This window comes from Streptomyces sp. NRRL F-5727, assembly GCF_000719555.1.
Lineage (GTDB): Bacteria > Actinomycetota > Actinomycetes > Streptomycetales > Streptomycetaceae > Streptomyces.
On sequence record NZ_JOGX01000003.1, the window covers coordinates 160,993 to 175,765 of the forward strand.

The 14,773-nt window shown below is 73.9% G+C and carries 14 protein-coding genes and 1 tRNA gene; 10 read left to right on the forward strand and 5 right to left on the reverse strand.

Annotated elements, in window-relative coordinates; genetic code table 11:
- The first annotated feature begins 65 nt into the window (after positions 1-65).
- Positions 66-515, forward strand: a complete 450-nt coding sequence (locus tag IF73_RS0103400; RefSeq protein ID WP_031003242.1) for an ATP-binding protein — start codon at positions 66-68, stop codon at positions 513-515.
- A gap of 49 nt (positions 516-564) precedes the next feature.
- Here the strand turns inward: IF73_RS0103400 and IF73_RS0103405 are convergent, their stop codons facing one another.
- The gene (locus IF73_RS0103405; protein WP_031003244.1) at positions 565-2,022 is read right to left on the reverse strand and encodes an aminopeptidase P family protein; all 1,458 of its coding nucleotides are present in this window, start codon (positions 2,020-2,022) and stop codon (positions 565-567) included.
- A 104-nt stretch (positions 2,023-2,126) separates the two neighbouring features.
- Complete coding sequence (locus tag IF73_RS0103410) at positions 2,127-3,608, reverse strand: PP2C family protein-serine/threonine phosphatase (RefSeq protein WP_078867920.1); 1,482 nt, start codon at positions 3,606-3,608, stop codon at positions 2,127-2,129.
- A gap of 491 nt (positions 3,609-4,099) precedes the next feature.
- Here IF73_RS0103410 and IF73_RS0103415 point away from each other — a divergent pair, with 491 nt between their 5' ends.
- Complete coding sequence (locus IF73_RS0103415) at positions 4,100-4,798, forward strand: bifunctional DNA primase/polymerase (RefSeq protein ID WP_031003248.1); 699 nt, start codon at positions 4,100-4,102, stop codon at positions 4,796-4,798.
- A 309-nt stretch (positions 4,799-5,107) separates the two neighbouring features.
- A complete protein-coding gene (locus tag IF73_RS0103420) occupies positions 5,108-5,809 on the forward strand; it encodes a hypothetical protein (protein ID WP_031003250.1) in 702 nt (233 codons plus the stop codon).
- Between the two features lie 218 nt (positions 5,810-6,027).
- On the opposite strand, the gene IF73_RS0103425 is transcribed toward IF73_RS0103420, so the two are convergent.
- The 3 genes from IF73_RS0103425 to IF73_RS0103435 all read right to left on the reverse strand — a co-directional run bounded on the left by IF73_RS0103425 (position 6,028) and on the right by IF73_RS0103435 (position 8,761).
- On the reverse strand, positions 6,028-7,005 hold the full coding sequence (locus IF73_RS0103425; protein WP_031003252.1) for a DUF5926 family protein: 978 nt from the start codon (positions 7,003-7,005) through the stop codon (positions 6,028-6,030).
- A gap of 209 nt (positions 7,006-7,214) precedes the next feature.
- Positions 7,215-7,733, reverse strand: coding sequence for an ATP-binding protein (locus IF73_RS0103430; RefSeq protein ID WP_324616066.1), 519 nt, complete (start codon positions 7,731-7,733; stop codon positions 7,215-7,217).
- 188 nt (positions 7,734-7,921) lie between these two features.
- Positions 7,922-8,761, reverse strand: a complete 840-nt coding sequence (locus tag IF73_RS0103435) for a glycerophosphodiester phosphodiesterase (protein WP_031003256.1) — start codon at positions 8,759-8,761, stop codon at positions 7,922-7,924.
- A gap of 186 nt (positions 8,762-8,947) precedes the next feature.
- Here IF73_RS0103435 and IF73_RS0103440 point away from each other — a divergent pair, with 186 nt between their 5' ends.
- From IF73_RS0103440 to IF73_RS0103470, 7 genes are all read left to right on the forward strand, one after another.
- The gene (locus IF73_RS0103440; RefSeq protein ID WP_031003258.1) at positions 8,948-10,396 is read left to right on the forward strand and encodes a S1C family serine protease; all 1,449 of its coding nucleotides are present in this window, start codon (positions 8,948-8,950) and stop codon (positions 10,394-10,396) included.
- A 64-nt stretch (positions 10,397-10,460) separates the two neighbouring features.
- Positions 10,461-10,547: transfer RNA gene (locus tag IF73_RS0103445), tRNA-Ser, on the forward strand.
- A gap of 122 nt (positions 10,548-10,669) precedes the next feature.
- Complete coding sequence (locus IF73_RS0103450; RefSeq protein WP_420706535.1) at positions 10,670-11,035, forward strand: hypothetical protein; 366 nt, start codon at positions 10,670-10,672, stop codon at positions 11,033-11,035.
- A gap of 77 nt (positions 11,036-11,112) precedes the next feature.
- A complete protein-coding gene (locus IF73_RS0103455) occupies positions 11,113-11,640 on the forward strand; it encodes an O-acetyl-ADP-ribose deacetylase (RefSeq protein ID WP_031003267.1) in 528 nt (175 codons plus the stop codon).
- 538 nt (positions 11,641-12,178) lie between these two features.
- Positions 12,179-12,484: a hypothetical protein gene (locus IF73_RS0103460; protein ID WP_031003269.1), complete on the forward strand. Its 306-nt coding sequence runs from the start codon at positions 12,179-12,181 to the stop codon at positions 12,482-12,484.
- A gap of 186 nt (positions 12,485-12,670) precedes the next feature.
- Positions 12,671-13,837 (forward strand): acyl-CoA dehydrogenase family protein, encoded by a 1,167-nt coding sequence (locus IF73_RS0103465; RefSeq protein ID WP_031003270.1) that lies wholly within the window; start codon positions 12,671-12,673, stop codon positions 13,835-13,837.
- On the forward strand, positions 13,834-14,772 hold the full coding sequence (locus tag IF73_RS0103470; RefSeq protein ID WP_037878149.1) for a bifunctional MaoC family dehydratase N-terminal/OB-fold nucleic acid binding domain-containing protein: 939 nt from the start codon (positions 13,834-13,836) through the stop codon (positions 14,770-14,772). Before IF73_RS0103465 ends, IF73_RS0103470 begins: the two co-directional genes overlap by 4 nt.
- Position 14,773: the final 1 nt, after the last annotated feature.

Sequence of the window (14,773 nt, forward strand, 5' to 3'; positions counted from 1 at the left end):
GCTTACGGACGCCCGTCTCCGGCAATAGCTAGGGGTATGTCGAGCCGCTGCCGGGAGGCTGGAGCATGAGCATCTGGTGGTCACTCCATCTGCGGCGCGAGGCCGCGAGCGTGCCGCTCGCCCGGCGCCTGTTCCTCGGCACCATGGAGACGGCCGGGGTCGATCCCGACGTGTCCTACGAGCTGTCGGTGGCCCTGACGGAGGCGTGTGCGAACGCGGTCGAGCACGGCGGTGGCGCCGCCGCCGGCCGCGGTTCGGAGGCGTACCGGGTGACCGCCTTCCTCGACGGCGAGACCTGCCGGATCGAGGTCGCCGACGCCGGTCCGGGCTTCGCCGGGGCGCCGTCCCCGGCGGTCCACGCCGCCGGTCCGGACGCCGAGCACGGCCGCGGGCTGCGGCTGATCGAGGAGCTCTCCGACCACGTCCACTTCGGCCGCTCGGGCCGCGGCGGGGCGGTGGTCAGCTTCGACAAGATCCTCAAGTGGAAGGACAGCCCGTCCCTGCTGCTGGCCTGAACGTCGAGAAGGGCCCCCGGCGGGAGCCCTTCTCGACGGTGCGACGGGGTCAGCCCTTCAGGGCCGCCATCCACGCCTCGACCTCGTCGGAGCGGCGCGGCAGCTGGTCCGACAGGTTCCGGTTGCCGTCCTCGGTGACGAGGATGTCGTCCTCGATCCGGACGCCGATGCCGCGGTACTCCTCCGGCACGGTCAGGTCGTCGGCCTGGAAGTAGAGCCCGGGCTCGACGGTCAGGCACATGCCCGGCTCCAGCGTGGCGTCGACGTACGCCTCGGTGCGCGCGGCGGCGCAGTCGTGGACGTCCATGCCGAGCATGTGGCCGGTGCCGTGCAGGGTCCAGCGGCGCTGGAGGCCCAGCTCCAGGACGCGGTCGACCGGGCCCTCGACGAGGCCCCACTCGACGAGCTTCTCGGCGAGCACGCGCTGGGCGGCGTCGTGGAAGTCGCGGTAGGCGGCGCCGGGCTTCACCGCGGCGATGCCGGCCTCCTGCGCCTGGTACACGGCGTCGTAGATCTTCCGCTGGATGTCCGTGTACCGGCCGTTGATCGGCAGGGTGCGGGTGACGTCGGCGGTGTACAGCTCGGTGGTCTCGACGCCGGCGTCGAGGAGGAGCAGGTCGCCCGGGCGGACGGCGCCGTCGTTGCGGACCCAGTGGAGGGTGCAGGCGTGCGGGCCGGCGGCGCAGATGGAGCCGTAGCCGACGTCGTTGCCCTCGACGCGGGCGCGGAGGAAGAAGGTGCCCTCGATGTAGCGCTCGCTGGTCGCCTCGGCCTTGTCGAGGACCTTCACGACGTCCTCGAAGCCGCGGGCGGTGGCGGCGCACGCCTTCTCCAGCTCGGCGACCTCGAAGGCGTCCTTGACGAGACGGGCCTCGGAGAGGAAGACCCGCAGCTCCTCGTCGCGCTCGGCGGTCACCTTGTCGGTGAGGGCGGCCTCGATGCCGGCGTCGTGGCCGCGCACGACGCGGACCGGGCCGGTGGCCTCCTTCAGGGCGTCGGCGAGCTCGCGCACGTCCTTGGCCGGGATGCCGAGCAGCTGCTCCGCCTCGGCGAGGGAGTGGCGGCGGCCGACCCACAGCTCGCCCATGCCGTCGAGCCAGAACTCGCCGTTCTCGCGGTTGGAGCGCGGCAGCAGGTAGATCGTGGCCTGGTGGCCGTCGGCCGTGGGCTCCAGGACCAGGACGCCGTCGTGGGTCTGGTCGCCGGTGAGGTACGCGTACTCGGTGGCGGCGCGGAAGCTGTACTCGGTGTCGTTCGACCGGGTCTTCAGGTTGCCGGCCGGGATCACCAGGCGCTCGCCCGGGAAGCGGGCGGAGAGCGCGGCCCGGCGCGCGGCGGTCTCGGCCGCCTGCGGGATCGGCGTGAGCCCGGTCAGCTCCGTGTCGGCCCAGCCGGACTTCATGTTCTCGGCGAGCTCGTCGGAGACGCCCGGGTACAGGCCGTTCTTCCGCTGCTTGATCGGCTCTTCGGCCTCGTCCGGGGTCTCCGGAGTGAGCTCATCGGCCACGGGTCTGCCTCCTCTTGGTACGACACTGAACCCCCTCCATCGTACGGTCGTACGGAAGGGGGCCCAGGGCCGGAAGACCTGTTACCGACCGGTCACCGCCGCGATCAGTCGAAGCGGGCGGCGAGCAGCACCACGTCCTCGCCCTCCACCGCCGGGTCGAGCCCCTCCGGGAGGAGGGTCCGCAGCACGTGGTCGGCGATCGCCCCGGGGTCGTCCCGGTCGGCGCGGGGCACGCTCGCGGCCGCCGCGTGGAGCCGGGCGAAGGCCCGGTCGATGGGATCGCCGGTACGCCGGAGCAGCCCGTCCGTGTACAGCAGCACCGTTTCTCCAGGCGCGGGGGACAGCTCCACGCTGGGCGCCTCCCAGCAGGAGAGCATCCCGAGCGGGGCGGAGAGCGAGGTCTCCACGTACTCGGTGCGGCGCTCGCCGACGAGCAGCGGCGGGGCGTGGCCGGCGCCGGCGAGGACGAGCCGGCGGCGGGCCGGTTCGGCGTAGGCGAAGAGGGCGGTGGCCGAGCGGGCCGGCTCGGTGAGCCGGAGCAGCAGCTCCAGGTCGGAGAGGACGGCGACCGGGTCCTCGCCCTCCATCACCGCGTACGCGCGCAGCGAGGCGCGCAGCCGTCCCATCGCGGCCAGCGCGCTCGGCCCGGTGCCGGAGACGGAGCCGACGGCGAGGCCGAGGGCGCCCTCGGGCAGCGGCAGGGCGTCGTACCAGTCGCCGCCGCCGCGGGGGCCGGTGCGGTGGCGGGCGGCGAGCCGGACCCCGGGGACGCGGGGGAGCCGGCTCGGGAGCAGCTCCTCGGCGACGGTGGCGACCTGGACGCGGGCGCGCTCGACCTGGAGGAGGCGGGCGAGGTGCTCGGTGGCGAAGCGGCCGTAGAGGCCGACGAGGTGGCGCTGGCGGTCGGTGGGGGCGGCCGGCTCGTCGTAGAGCCAGACGCCGGCGCCGATCCGGCCGGCCTCCTCGGTGGCGAGGGGGAGGGCGTAGCTGGCGGCGTAGCCGAGGCGGGCGGCGACCTCGCGGTGGCGGGGGTCGAGCCCCTCCTCGGTGCGGACGTCGTGGATGGCGATGGGCTCCGGGACGCGGCCCGGGTCGGACGGGTCGGGGAGCCCGTCGAGGAGGCGGCCGTAGCTGGTGGCGCCGCGGGGCACGGTCTCGATGGTGCCGAGGTCGGCGTGGGCGAGGCCCAGGCCGACGGTGGCGGTGGGGCCGAGGCCGTCGGCGGGTTCGAGGACCGCCATGCCGCGGCGGGCGCCGACGAGGGCGGCTCCGGCGCCGAGGAGCTCGTGGAGGGCCTCGTCGAGGGTGGCGGTCCTGATGAGCCGCTCGGTGAGTTCGTGGAGGGTGGTGAGGTCGGAGACCCAGCCGGCCAGGCGGTCCGTGATCAGCGCGCCGGGCGCGGGGGCCGCGTCGGCCGGTGCCGCGGCGGCGGGGACGCCCGCGAGGGGCGCCTTAGTGTGCGGTGGAGCGGGAACCGTGGAATCGATTCCGGCCACTTTCGGAAGGTGATTCGGCAGGTGTGGGGAGCTCATCTCGGTCGGCTTTCCGACCGGTGCGTTTGACGCCATGGCATCGCAAACCCCCATGTCATATTGCGCCGCTCGATGTCTCCACATGTACACGCACCGCGGGAGCGATGTCCAGCATTGTCCCCGTGGGACTTGTGGTGTCCGGGTGGCGATCAGGCAGCTTGTGCACAGGGGTTGAAGTGGGCTGGAAGTTGGCTGAAAATTGCCCCCGGTGTGCACCATTCGCGGTCGACTGGCGTCGTTTGAAAGCGCGTCATTCTGAACGTGCGGGGTACGTAATCGATGACAGGCAGGGGCAGTTGACAGCGCCCCGGGATCGAGAAGCGGAACCCCGGCGTCCTAGGTGCCGCAGGCCGCAGCCCCTCCCCGCGTGGCGGGGATCGTGTTCTGAACCGGCTTCGACCTGACTGTGACCCGGCCCCGTTCCGGCCGGCCCCGCCCCGGGCGGGCGACGCACCGCCGACGCTGTACGCGCTGATACGCACGGTGAAGAGATCTGCACGTGGTGTGATGTGGATTCGGCGTTCAACGGAAAGGAACGAGCGCTCATGCGCGAGATCCTCGGAAGGCGACGCAGGCTCCGGTTCCGGCGCAAGGCGAGGGCCGCACGGCAGGACGCGGCGGTCACCTTCGCGGTCCAGTGGGACTGGCCCGTCCTGCCGGGCGTGGGACTCCAAGAGCCCGCCCCTACGACGAAGACCGCCGGCGACGGCGACGGGCCGGTGTGCGCCTGCCCGGACCCGGACTGCGTCGTCCCCGGTGCCCACCCCTTCGACCCCGGCCTGCTCGCCGCCACGACCGACGAGCGGATGATCCGCTGGTGGTGGACCCGGCGCCCGGACGCCCCGATCGTCCTGGCCACGGGCGGGCGCGCCCCCTGCGCGGTGAGCCTCCCCGCCCTCGCGGGCGCGCGGGCCCTGCGGGTCCTCGACGGGATGGACGTGCGGCTCGGCCCGGTGGTGGCGACGCCGACCCGCTGGTCGATCCTGGTCGCCCCGTACGGCCTCGAACGGCTCGGCGAGCTGCTGTGCGCGAAGGACAGCGTGCCCAGTTCGCTGCGCTTCCATGGAGAGGGCGGCTATCTGTTGCTGCCGCCGTCCACGACCGGCACCGGGCAGGTCCGCTGGGAGCGGGAGCCGCTGGCCGGCTCCGCGCGGCCGTGGCTGCCGGACGTCGAGGCGGTGGTGGACGCCCTCGTCGAGGCGAGCAGGACCACACCGGGCGGCGGGAGCCGGCTCGCGTACTGAGCGCGGAGGCTTACGCGGCGGGCACGGGTACGGGGCGGGGAGGCGTACGCGGCGGGCACGGGTACGGAGCGCGGAGGCTTACGCGGCGGGCACGGGTGCGGAGCGGGAAGGCGTACGCAGCGGGTACGCGCGCGTGCCGGGTGACCGGGCCGCCCGCCGCCGTTCACCCGAACGGGTGTGTCCTGGGCCGACGCGTACGGGAATCGGGCGCGCGGCCCGCCGGGCGCCCGCCCGGCGCCGGTAGGTTCGCCCCACCGTCCGTGATCGTTCCCGTCCGGGACCGTTCCCCGAACAGAGCAGGTGGGTCGCATGAGTCGGCTGAGCCCGGCGCAACTCCGCATGGCCGGCCTCGGCACCGCCGTCGCGATCGCCGTCCTGGTCCCCCTCGCCGCGAAGGCCGGCGGCCCGGACGACGGCGCACCCCCGGCAGCCGTGGCGGACGCCAAGCCGGCCGGCTCCCCCGACGCCGGTACGGGTACGGGTACGGGCGCCGGGGACGTCGCCGGGGACCTGCTCGGCGGCCTGGGGCTCGGCCGGGAGGCCCGTACGGCGGAGGGCGCCCGGTCCGCCCCGGCGGCGCAGACACCCGCGCCGGCGCCGGCCTCGCCGTCGGCGCCGGCACCGGAGGACCGGGCCGCCGCCTCCGCCGGAGCGCCCGAGCGGATCAGCCGCTGTGGGCCCGAACTCGCCTCGCCCGCGGGGGTCGAGGCGCAGACCTGTGTCCTCTCCGAGGGGCCGGACGTCTGGGCGCGGACGTACTACCGCAACGCCACCGGCCGGGAGATCGACGCGATTCTGACCCTGATGGCGCCCGGCGGACGGACCGTCCAGGTGCGCTGCGCGGTGCCCGCGCGGGACGAGCCGGACACCTGTGAGACGCCCAGGGAGCCGGGGGCGGGAGCGGCCCGCTCGCACACGGCGGTGGCGGAGTTCGCGGCGAAGGACGAGGGCGGCGACGCGCCGCTGCTGCTGCGCTCGGGCAGCAACACGGCCGACGACCAAGCGAGTTGAGAGAGCGCCCCGGCGCGACGGCGGGGCGGGCATGGAAACGCCCGGTCGCTGGCGACGGGGGATGCACCAGCGACCGGGCTTCCAGAACGGTAACAAGAGATCTGCGGTTCGCAAATTCGATCTCGGTTATTCGGACAGGGATTTACCGCTCCGTAGGTTCCGCTGTGGCGGAAGTCACCGACTGGTCGGTCTGTCAGTCACCGATACCACCTGGGGTATCAGCTGAGAGTGACCTGACGGTTCGTGAGGCCGCCGCGCGCCCGGCGCTCCTCGGCGGTCAGCGGGGCGTCCACGGCGAGCGCCTCGGTCAGCCGCTCGGCGAACTCGGCGGCCGGCTTCTCGCACTGCTCGGCGGTCATCGCCGACGGCAGGTCCCACACCGGGACCATCAGGCCGTGGGCGCGGAAGGAGCCGACGAGCCGGGTGTCGGCGCCGAGCGAGGTGCTGCCGGCGGCCTGCAGGCGGGCGAGCGCGTCGAGGAGCTTCTCCTCCGGGTACGGCATGACCCAGCGCAGGTGGTTCTTGTCCGGGGTCTCGCACCAGTAGGCGGCGTCGACCGAGGCCAGCTTCACGGTGGGGATCGCGGCCGCGTTGGCCCGCTCCAGGGAGGCGGCGACCTCGGGGTCGGCGCCGTCCGCCGACTGCGGGATCCAGAACTCGAAGCCGGTGTGGACCTCGGGCGTGAACGGGGCGTCCGTGTCGAGCAGGTCCTGGAGGCGCGGGCCCTCGGGCTCGACGCGGCGCGGCGGCACCGGGTTGCCGGGCGCGGTCTCCAGCGCGCGCTGCAGCGTGTCGGCGAGGTCGCGGGACAGGTCGCCGGAGGTGCCGTCGTTCTGCAGGGCGAGCAGGACGGAGCCGTCGTCGCGGCGGAGCGCGGGCCAGGCCATCGGCAGGACCGTCGCGAGCGTCACCGACGGCACGCCCTCGGGCAGTCCGCCCTTGAGGGTGAGCGGCACGGTGGCGGCGGGCACCAGCTCGCGCAGCGCGACCAGGTCGCACTCGCCGGGCAGGCCCTCGAAGGGGCGCTGGACGTGCTCGGTGGCGGCGTGCGCGGCGGCCCGGCCGTGGCACGCCTTGTAGCGGCGGCCCGAACCGCACGGGCACGGCTCGCGCGCGCCGACGACCGGGATCTCCCCGTTCGTGACCTGTGCCTGGCCGCTCTTGCCGGCCTTCGTCTGGGGGCGCTTCTTGGCCATGGTGTGGCTTTCTCCCGATCGCGGTGCTGTGTCGGGCGCGAGCCTAGCCGCCCGGGCGCCGCGGAACGCTCAGCCGTGCGCCTGTCCGGAACGGGTCGCCGCGTGCGCGCCCTGCGCGCGCCGGGTACGGGTCGGCGTGGCCGGTCCGGTACGGGCCCGGCGCCGCCGGCCGCCGTACCGGAGCCGTGACCGACCGGTTGCGCCCCGGCTCAGTCCAGGTCGTCGTAGGCGTCGAGGAGGTCGAGGCCGGAGCCGCCGGCGCCGACCCGGGCCGCGAAGTCCTCGCGGCGATGGCCCTCCGTGACGACCACCCAGACCGTCACCTCGCCCGTCGCGCTGTCGCGCACGCCCCAGTCCTGGGCCAGGGCGCCGATGATGTTGAGCCCGCGTCCGCCGCGCGCCGTGACCGACGGCGTCGACGGGACGGGTCTCGTGGGACCGCCTCCGTCCGTCACCTCGACCGTCAGCCCGCCCGACGGATCCAGCCGCCAGGCCGCCAGCACGTCGCCCTCTCCCCGGTCGCCCCGTCCCAGCGGCCTGCCGTGCCGGTAGGCGTTGCTGAGCAGTTCGGACAGGATCAGGACCGCGTCGTCGACGACCGATTCCGACACCCCGCCGCGGTACAGCTCGTCCCGCATCCGGTGTCGCGCTTCCCCCACGCCCGCAGGGCCATGGGGTACGGCCATGCTCGACGACGTGGGCACCTTCTGTGCCACCACCAACGCCACCCCCGAGACCTCCTTCGCCCCACGCCACCGTGTGGATGCCCCGGCGACCGCGACCGGAAACCGCCTGTTCCGGGTGGGGTGGAGCACAAGTGACGATCGCGTACACGCCGAACGCGCCGGTGCACACCCCCACGGCCGCCCCACGGCCGCCCCGCGACCGCCCCGTGGCGGCCGCGGGCGGCCGTGACTCAGGCGCGCCCGAGGTGCGTGAGGACCTGCCTGGGGCGGTTGGTGATGATCGCGTCGACCCCGAGCCGCAGGCAGAGTTCGACGTCCTCCGGGTCGTCCACCGTCCAGACGTGGACCTGGTGGCCGGCCTTCTGGAGGCGCAGGATGACCGCCGGGTGGTGACGGACGATCCGGATGGACGGACCCGCCACGCGCGCGCCCGCGGGCAGGCGCCCGTCGCGCAGGCGGGGGGTGACGAACTGGGCGAGGGAGACCGTCGGGAGGGTCGGCGCGGCGGTGGCGATCCGCTGCAGGGAGCGGGCCGAGAAGCTCATGATCCGTACCGGGGACTCCTCGGGCGCCACGGGCGCGTGCAGGCCGAAACGCTTCAGGAGCGCGAGGAGCCGGTCCTCGACCTGGCCGGCCCAGCGGGTGGGGTGCTTGGTCTCGATGGCGAGCTCGACCCTCCGTCCGGCGTCGGAGACCAGCTCCAGGAGCCGTTCCAGGGTGAGGACCGAGGTGTACTCGGGGTCGCCCCAGTCGGGGCTCTCGGCCGGTCCGCCGGACTCCTGGTCCTCCTTGAACGCCTTCCAGGCGCCGAAGTCCAGCGCGGCGAGGTCGGCGAGTTCCAGCGTCGAGACGGCGCCGCGGCCGTTCGAGGTGCGGTCGACCCGGCGGTCGTGGACGCAGACCAGGTGCCCGTCGGCGGTGAGCCGTACGTCGCACTCCAGCGCGTCGGCGCCGTCCTCGATGGCCTTCACATAGGCGGCCAGGGTGTGTTCCGGCGCGTCCTCCGAAGCCCCTCGGTGGGCGACGACCTGGACGGGGCCGGGGTGTGGTTGCTGCCGTGCGTGGGTCACCGCGTCATGGTGCCATTGGCGGGCGGCCGGGGTACACGAAACCTGTCCGTTCTGCCCGGTTATAAAGGAAGGGGTGCGGACGCACAGCTCCGCCTTACCCTGGCCTGACGCCATGTGGGAAAAGCTGGGTCCAGCACCCTGGAGCGACTGTCACCGTCCCCGCGCTGTGAACGAGGAGAGCGAGCTGTGAGCACCGAGAACGAGGGCACCGAGGTTCCGGCGGACCCGACTGCCCCGTCCGCCCCCGCCACGCCTCCCGCCCCCGCCGCGCCGGCCCCGCAGCCGCCCGCGGCGCAGCCGGCCGCGCCGGCCCCGCAGCCGCCGGTGGCGCCGGCGCCGGAGGCCCCGACCCAGGTCCAGCCGCCGCTGCCGCCCGTCCCCCCGACGCCGGCCGCCGCGGCCCCGGCGCCCGAGCCCGCGGTGGCGGCCGCCGGCGGCGGTGCCTGGCCGCCGGCTCCGCCGGCCGTACCGGCCTGGGGCGAGCCCGTACCGGCTCCGCCCGTGGAGCCCGCCCCGCGCAAGCGCTCCGGTGGTCTCGTCGCGGCCGTCCTGGTGGCGGCGCTGGTGGCGGGCGGCATCGGCGGTGGCATCGGCTACTGGGCGGCCCAGCGCGAGGACGCCGGCCCGGCGTCGACGACGGTCTCCTCCGGTGAGGCCCCGGCCTCCTTCAAGAGGGAGCCGGGCACCGTCGCGGCGGTCGCCGCGAAGGCGCTGCCCAGCGTGGTCACCATCCAGGCGAAGTCGGGCGACGCGCAGGGCGACGGCGGCACCGGCACCGGCTTCGTCTACGACCAGGAGGGCCACATCGTCACCAACAACCACGTGGTGGCGTCGGCGGCGGAGGGCGGCACGCTCTCCGCGACCTTCTCGGACGGCAGGACGTACGACGCCGAGGTCGTCGGCCGGGCCGAGGGCTACGACGTGGCCGTGCTCAAGCTGAAGGAGGCCCCGAAGGGGCTGAAGCCGCTGCCGCTCGGCGACTCCGACAAGGTGGCGGTCGGCGACTCGACGATCGCGATCGGCGCGCCCTTCGGCCTCTCCAACACGGTGACGACCGGCATCATCAGCGCCAAGAACCGTCCGGTGGCCTCCGGCGACGGCGGCGGCAGCAACTCGTACATGAGCGCCCTGCAGACGGACGCGTCGATCAACCCGGGCAACTCGGGCGGTCCGCTGCTGGACGCCGGCGGCGCGGTGATCGGCATCAACTCGGCGATCCAGTCCACCGGCGGCGGCTTCGGCCAGTCGCAGGCGGGCTCGATCGGCCTCGGCTTCGCGATCCCGGTCAACCAGGCGAAGGCGGTGGCCGAGCAGCTGATCAAGACCGGCAAGCCGGTCTACCCGGTGATCGGCGCGACCGTGAACATGAACGACAAGGGCGAGGGCGCGACCATCGCCCAGCAGGGCGCGGGCGGCACGGCGTCGGTGACGCCGAACGGCCCGGCGGCCAAGGCGGGTCTGCGGGCCGGTGACGTGATCACGGGCTTCGGGGACCACCCGATCGACAGCGGCCCGTCCCTCATCAGCGAGATCTGGACCCACAAGCCGGGCGACTCGGTGGAGATCACCTACGAGCGCGACGGCAAGGAGGCGAAGACCACGGTCGTCCTCGGCGAGCGCACCGGCGACAGCTGACGCACGCGCCCCCGTCCCACCCGGTACGCTGGTGCCCGCTCCGCCCCAAGCGGACGAGAGCGAGGGTGGGTTGCCCGAGCGGCCTAAGGGAACGGTCTTGAAAACCGTCGAGGCAGCGATGTCTCCGTGGGTTCAAATCCCACACCCACCGCAGTGCGAGAGCCCCCGTCCGGCAAGCCCGGACGGGGGCTCTCGGGTCGTTCCGGGGCCTACGGAGAGTCGTGGGGAGGGCGTGTGTCCGGGGAGAGCGGGGCGTTCGTCAGGTTCCAGGGTGTGGTCAGGCATCCGCGGGGGCACTTCCCCGGGGTCTTCGTCCTCGCCAACGAGCTCGCGGCGCAGGGCAGGCTGAGCGAGGAGCAGTACCGCTTCTGGCGGGCCGCGAACGACTGGTACGACGCCCACTACCCGAATCCGACGCGGGTCGACCCGACCGTGTACGACCCGGCCGTGCATCCCGGCGCGGTGGCCTGGTTCAAGGCGTCGGCGCACGAGCTCATCGCGCGCGTGGACGGGTATCTGGAGCTGCTCGCCGCGCACGGCGTCGAGTGCCGGCGGCTGGAGTCGTCGGATCCGGGGCGGATCCTGTACGAGGACGCCTATCAGGTGGTCGTGGCCGCCGGGGAGTCGCCGGGCGGGTAGGGCGGGCGTATTTCGCGCGCCTCCGGGGGCGTGCGGCGGGATGATGGGCCGGGAGTCGTGCGGCCGAGGAGGGTGTCGTGGTCAGGATCGTGCTCGTCCGGGGGGACATCACCGCCGAGGCGGCGGACGCGGTGGTCAACGCGGCGAACTCCTCGCTGCTCGGTGGCGGCGGGGTCGACGGGGCCATCCACCGGAAGGGCGGACCCGAGATCCTCGCCGCCTGCCAGGACCTCCGGCGCTCGCACTACGGCAAGGGCCTGCCGACCGGGCGGGCGGTCGCGACCACGGCCGGGCGGCTGCCGGCGCGGCACGTGATCCACACGGTGGGCCCGGTCTGGTCGGCGGACGAGGACCGCTCCGAGCTGCTGGCCTCCTGCTACCGGGAGTCCCTCGCGGTGGCCGACGGGCTGGGGGATCGTACGGTCGCCTTCCCGGCCATCTCCACGGGCATCTACGGCTGGCCGATCGACGACGGTGCGCGGATCGCGGTCGAGGCGGTCCGGGCGGCCGAGGCGGCGGGGACGGAGGTCGAGGAGGTGCGGTTCGTGCTCTTCGACGCGACCGCGTACGCCGCCTTCGAGGCCGCGGTCGCGGCCGAGGGGTAACCGGGCCGGTGCCGGCGGGCCCCGGTGTCGGCGGGACGCAGCCGCCGGGCCGGTGTCGGCGGGCCGGAGTCCCGGGCCCCTGTGTCGCCGGCCGGTGTCGCCGGGCCGGAGTCGTCGGGGGTGGCTCTTCGCCCCTGCCTCCCGATTCGAAAATCCCTGTGCTCTTTCCTGTCTCCGTTCGAGTCCGGCTGGGCGGATGGTGCCGCTTCGCGTCCGGTTTGTCGGGGGTTCTGGCGGAACGCTTCCTCCCTTGCGGCATAACGGATCCGGGGTGGTTTCGCGGAGGTCGTCCGCTGTGAGCTGGGGGTTTCTCGGCTACGAAGGGTTTATCGGCTTGTCCTCACGCTTGCGGGGGAATCAGCCGCTCCGGGGTGGTTCGCCGGGGATTCGGTGGGCAACTCTGGATTCGCGACGTCGAGCAGAAAACGACCGGGGCGGTCGGCCAACTTCCCTGGTCAGGGCCGGAGTTCACGGCCTGCCTTCAGAGACCGATCATTCCGTGCACAGCAGACTGGCTTCAGTTCCCGGAGGAACAGACATGGCAAGCATCCGTACCGCCCGCATCGTCGCCGCCGTCGCCGCCCTGCCGCTCGCCGCCGCCCTCTTCGGCGGAGTGGCGCAGGCCGACAACGGCGGTTTCGCGGACGACGGATCGAACACGAGCGTCGCCACCATCATCGGCAGCGGCGTGGGTGGCGACAACAACGGCAACTCGACCACCACGCAGCAGGTGGCGACCGGCTCCGGTGCCTCCAACCAGAACAACACGGCGAGCGTGAACGGCTCCGCGTTCACCCACATCTCGCAGGCGAACAACACGGTCAACTTCCTCCCGTGGTGGTGACGACCCCACGGGGCCGGCCCGAGGGGGCGTGACCGCGGTGTGAACGGCGGCCTGTGCGGCGGTACTTCGGTACCGCCCGCGCAGGCCGCCTTCGCGTGTGCCGGACCGATCCGCCGCGTCCTTGACACGACGACCGTATCTGACGGACAGTCAGAAACCTTCGTCGTTCCCCCGGGAGGCCGTCCCGTGCACCTCGCCCCGACCGAGCGGCAGCTCCGGCTGCGCGCCGAACTCCGCGCGTACTTCCGCGAGACGATGCCCGACGGGCCGCCCCCGGCGGCCGACGGTGCCGCGCAGCGCCGGCTGCTGCGGCGGATCGGCGCCGACGGGCTCCTCGGCCTCGGCTGGCCGGAGGAGTACGGCGGCCAGGGCCGCGGCCCCGACGAGCAGTTCGTCTTCTTCGACGAGGCGTACCGGGCCGGCGCCCCCGTCTCGATGGTCACCCTCAACACCGTCGGCCCCACCCTCATGCGGTACGGCACCGAGGAGCAGAAGGCCGCCTTCCTGCCCCGGATCCTGCGCGGCGAGTGCGTCTTCGCGATCGGCTACAGCGAGCCGGAGGCGGGGACGGACCTGGCGTCGCTCCGGACCCGGGCGGTGCGCGACGGCGACTCCTGGGTCGTCGACGGGCAGAAGATCTTCACCTCCAACGCACAGCACGCCGACTGGATCTGGCTCGCCTGCCGCACCGACCCCGAGGCGTCCCCGCACCGGGGCATCTCCATCCTCCTCGTCCCCACCGGGGCCCCCGGCTTCTCCTGGACGCCGATCGAGACCGTCGGCGGTCTCACCACCACCGCGACCTACTACGACGGGATCCGGGTCCCGGCCGGGAACCTCGTCGGCGAGGAGAACGGCGGCTGGGGGCTCATCACCGAGCAGCTCAACCACGAGCGGGTCGCGCTGGCCGCGATCGGCATGCAGGCCGAGGACTTCTTCGCCGCCGCCCTCGACCGCGCCCGTACACCCGATCCGGTGACCGGGCGGCGTCGGATTGACGAGCCGTGGGTGCGGATCCGGGCCGCCGAGGCGCACGCCCGGCTGGCGGCGACACGCCTGCTCAACTGGCGTCTGGTGGGGGACGTCGGGGCCGGCCGGCTGACCCCCGGAGACGCCAGCGGCGTGAAGTTCGCGGGAACCGAATCGGCGGTGGAGGTGTACCGGATATGTCAGGAGATCACGGGTGACACGGGGACGGTCCGAGCGGGATCGCCGGGGGAGCGGGACGGCGGCGAGCTGGAGCGCATGAACCGCGCCGCCCAGATCAACACCTTCGGGGGAGGGGTGAGCGAGGTGCAGCGGGAGATCGTCGCGCGGGCACGGCTCGGCATGAAGGGGAGGGGACGGCGATGAGCGGGGAGGGACAGGACCGGCTCTACGAGCGGCTGAAGGCGTACGAGGGGCGGCCGGCGGCCACCGGCGGGCGCGGCAAGGACCCGGTGAACCTGCCGATGATCCGGCACTGGTGCGAGGCCATGGGGGACGAGCACCCGGCGTACCGGGGACCGGAGGCGGTCGCGCCGCCGACCATGCTCCAGGCGTGGACGATGGGCGGGCTCTCCGGGCACGAGGACCGCTCGGAGGCGTACGGGGAGCTGCTCGGCCTCCTCGACGGGGCCGGGTACACCTCGGTGGTCGCCACCGACTGCGAGCAGGAGTACCTGCGCCCGCTCAGGCCCGGCGACGAGATCACCTTCGACGCCGTCGTCGAGTCCGTGTCGCCGCGCAAGACCACCAGGCTCGGCACCGGGCACTTCGTGACCACCCGGATGGACGTGCGGGCCGGCGGCGAGCTCGCCGGCACCCACCGCTTCCGGATCCTCAAGTACGCCCCCGCCGCCCGCCCCGCGCCGCCGCCGGAGCGCCCCCGGCGGCCCCGCCCGGTGATCAACCGGGACAACGCCGGGTTCTGGGAGGGCGTCGCCGCCCACCGGCTGCTGATCCAGCGGTGCACGGCCTGCGGGACGCTCCGCTTCCCCTGGCTGCCGGGGTGCCACGCGTGCGGGGCGCCCGGGTGGGAGACCGTCGAGGCGAGCGGCGAGGGCACGGTCTTCTCGTACGTGGTCATGCACCACCCGCCCTTCCCCGCCTTCGACCCGCCCTACGCGGTCGGGCTGATCGAACTGGCCGAGGGGGTCCGGATGATCGCGAACGTGGTGGGGGTGCCCTACGACAAGGTCCGGATCGGGATGCCGGTCCGGCTGGAGTTCCAGCGGGTCGACGAGGAGCAGGAGCTGCCCGTCTTCCGCGCCGTGGACGGGCCGGAGACAGCGGAAGGGGAGCGCTGAC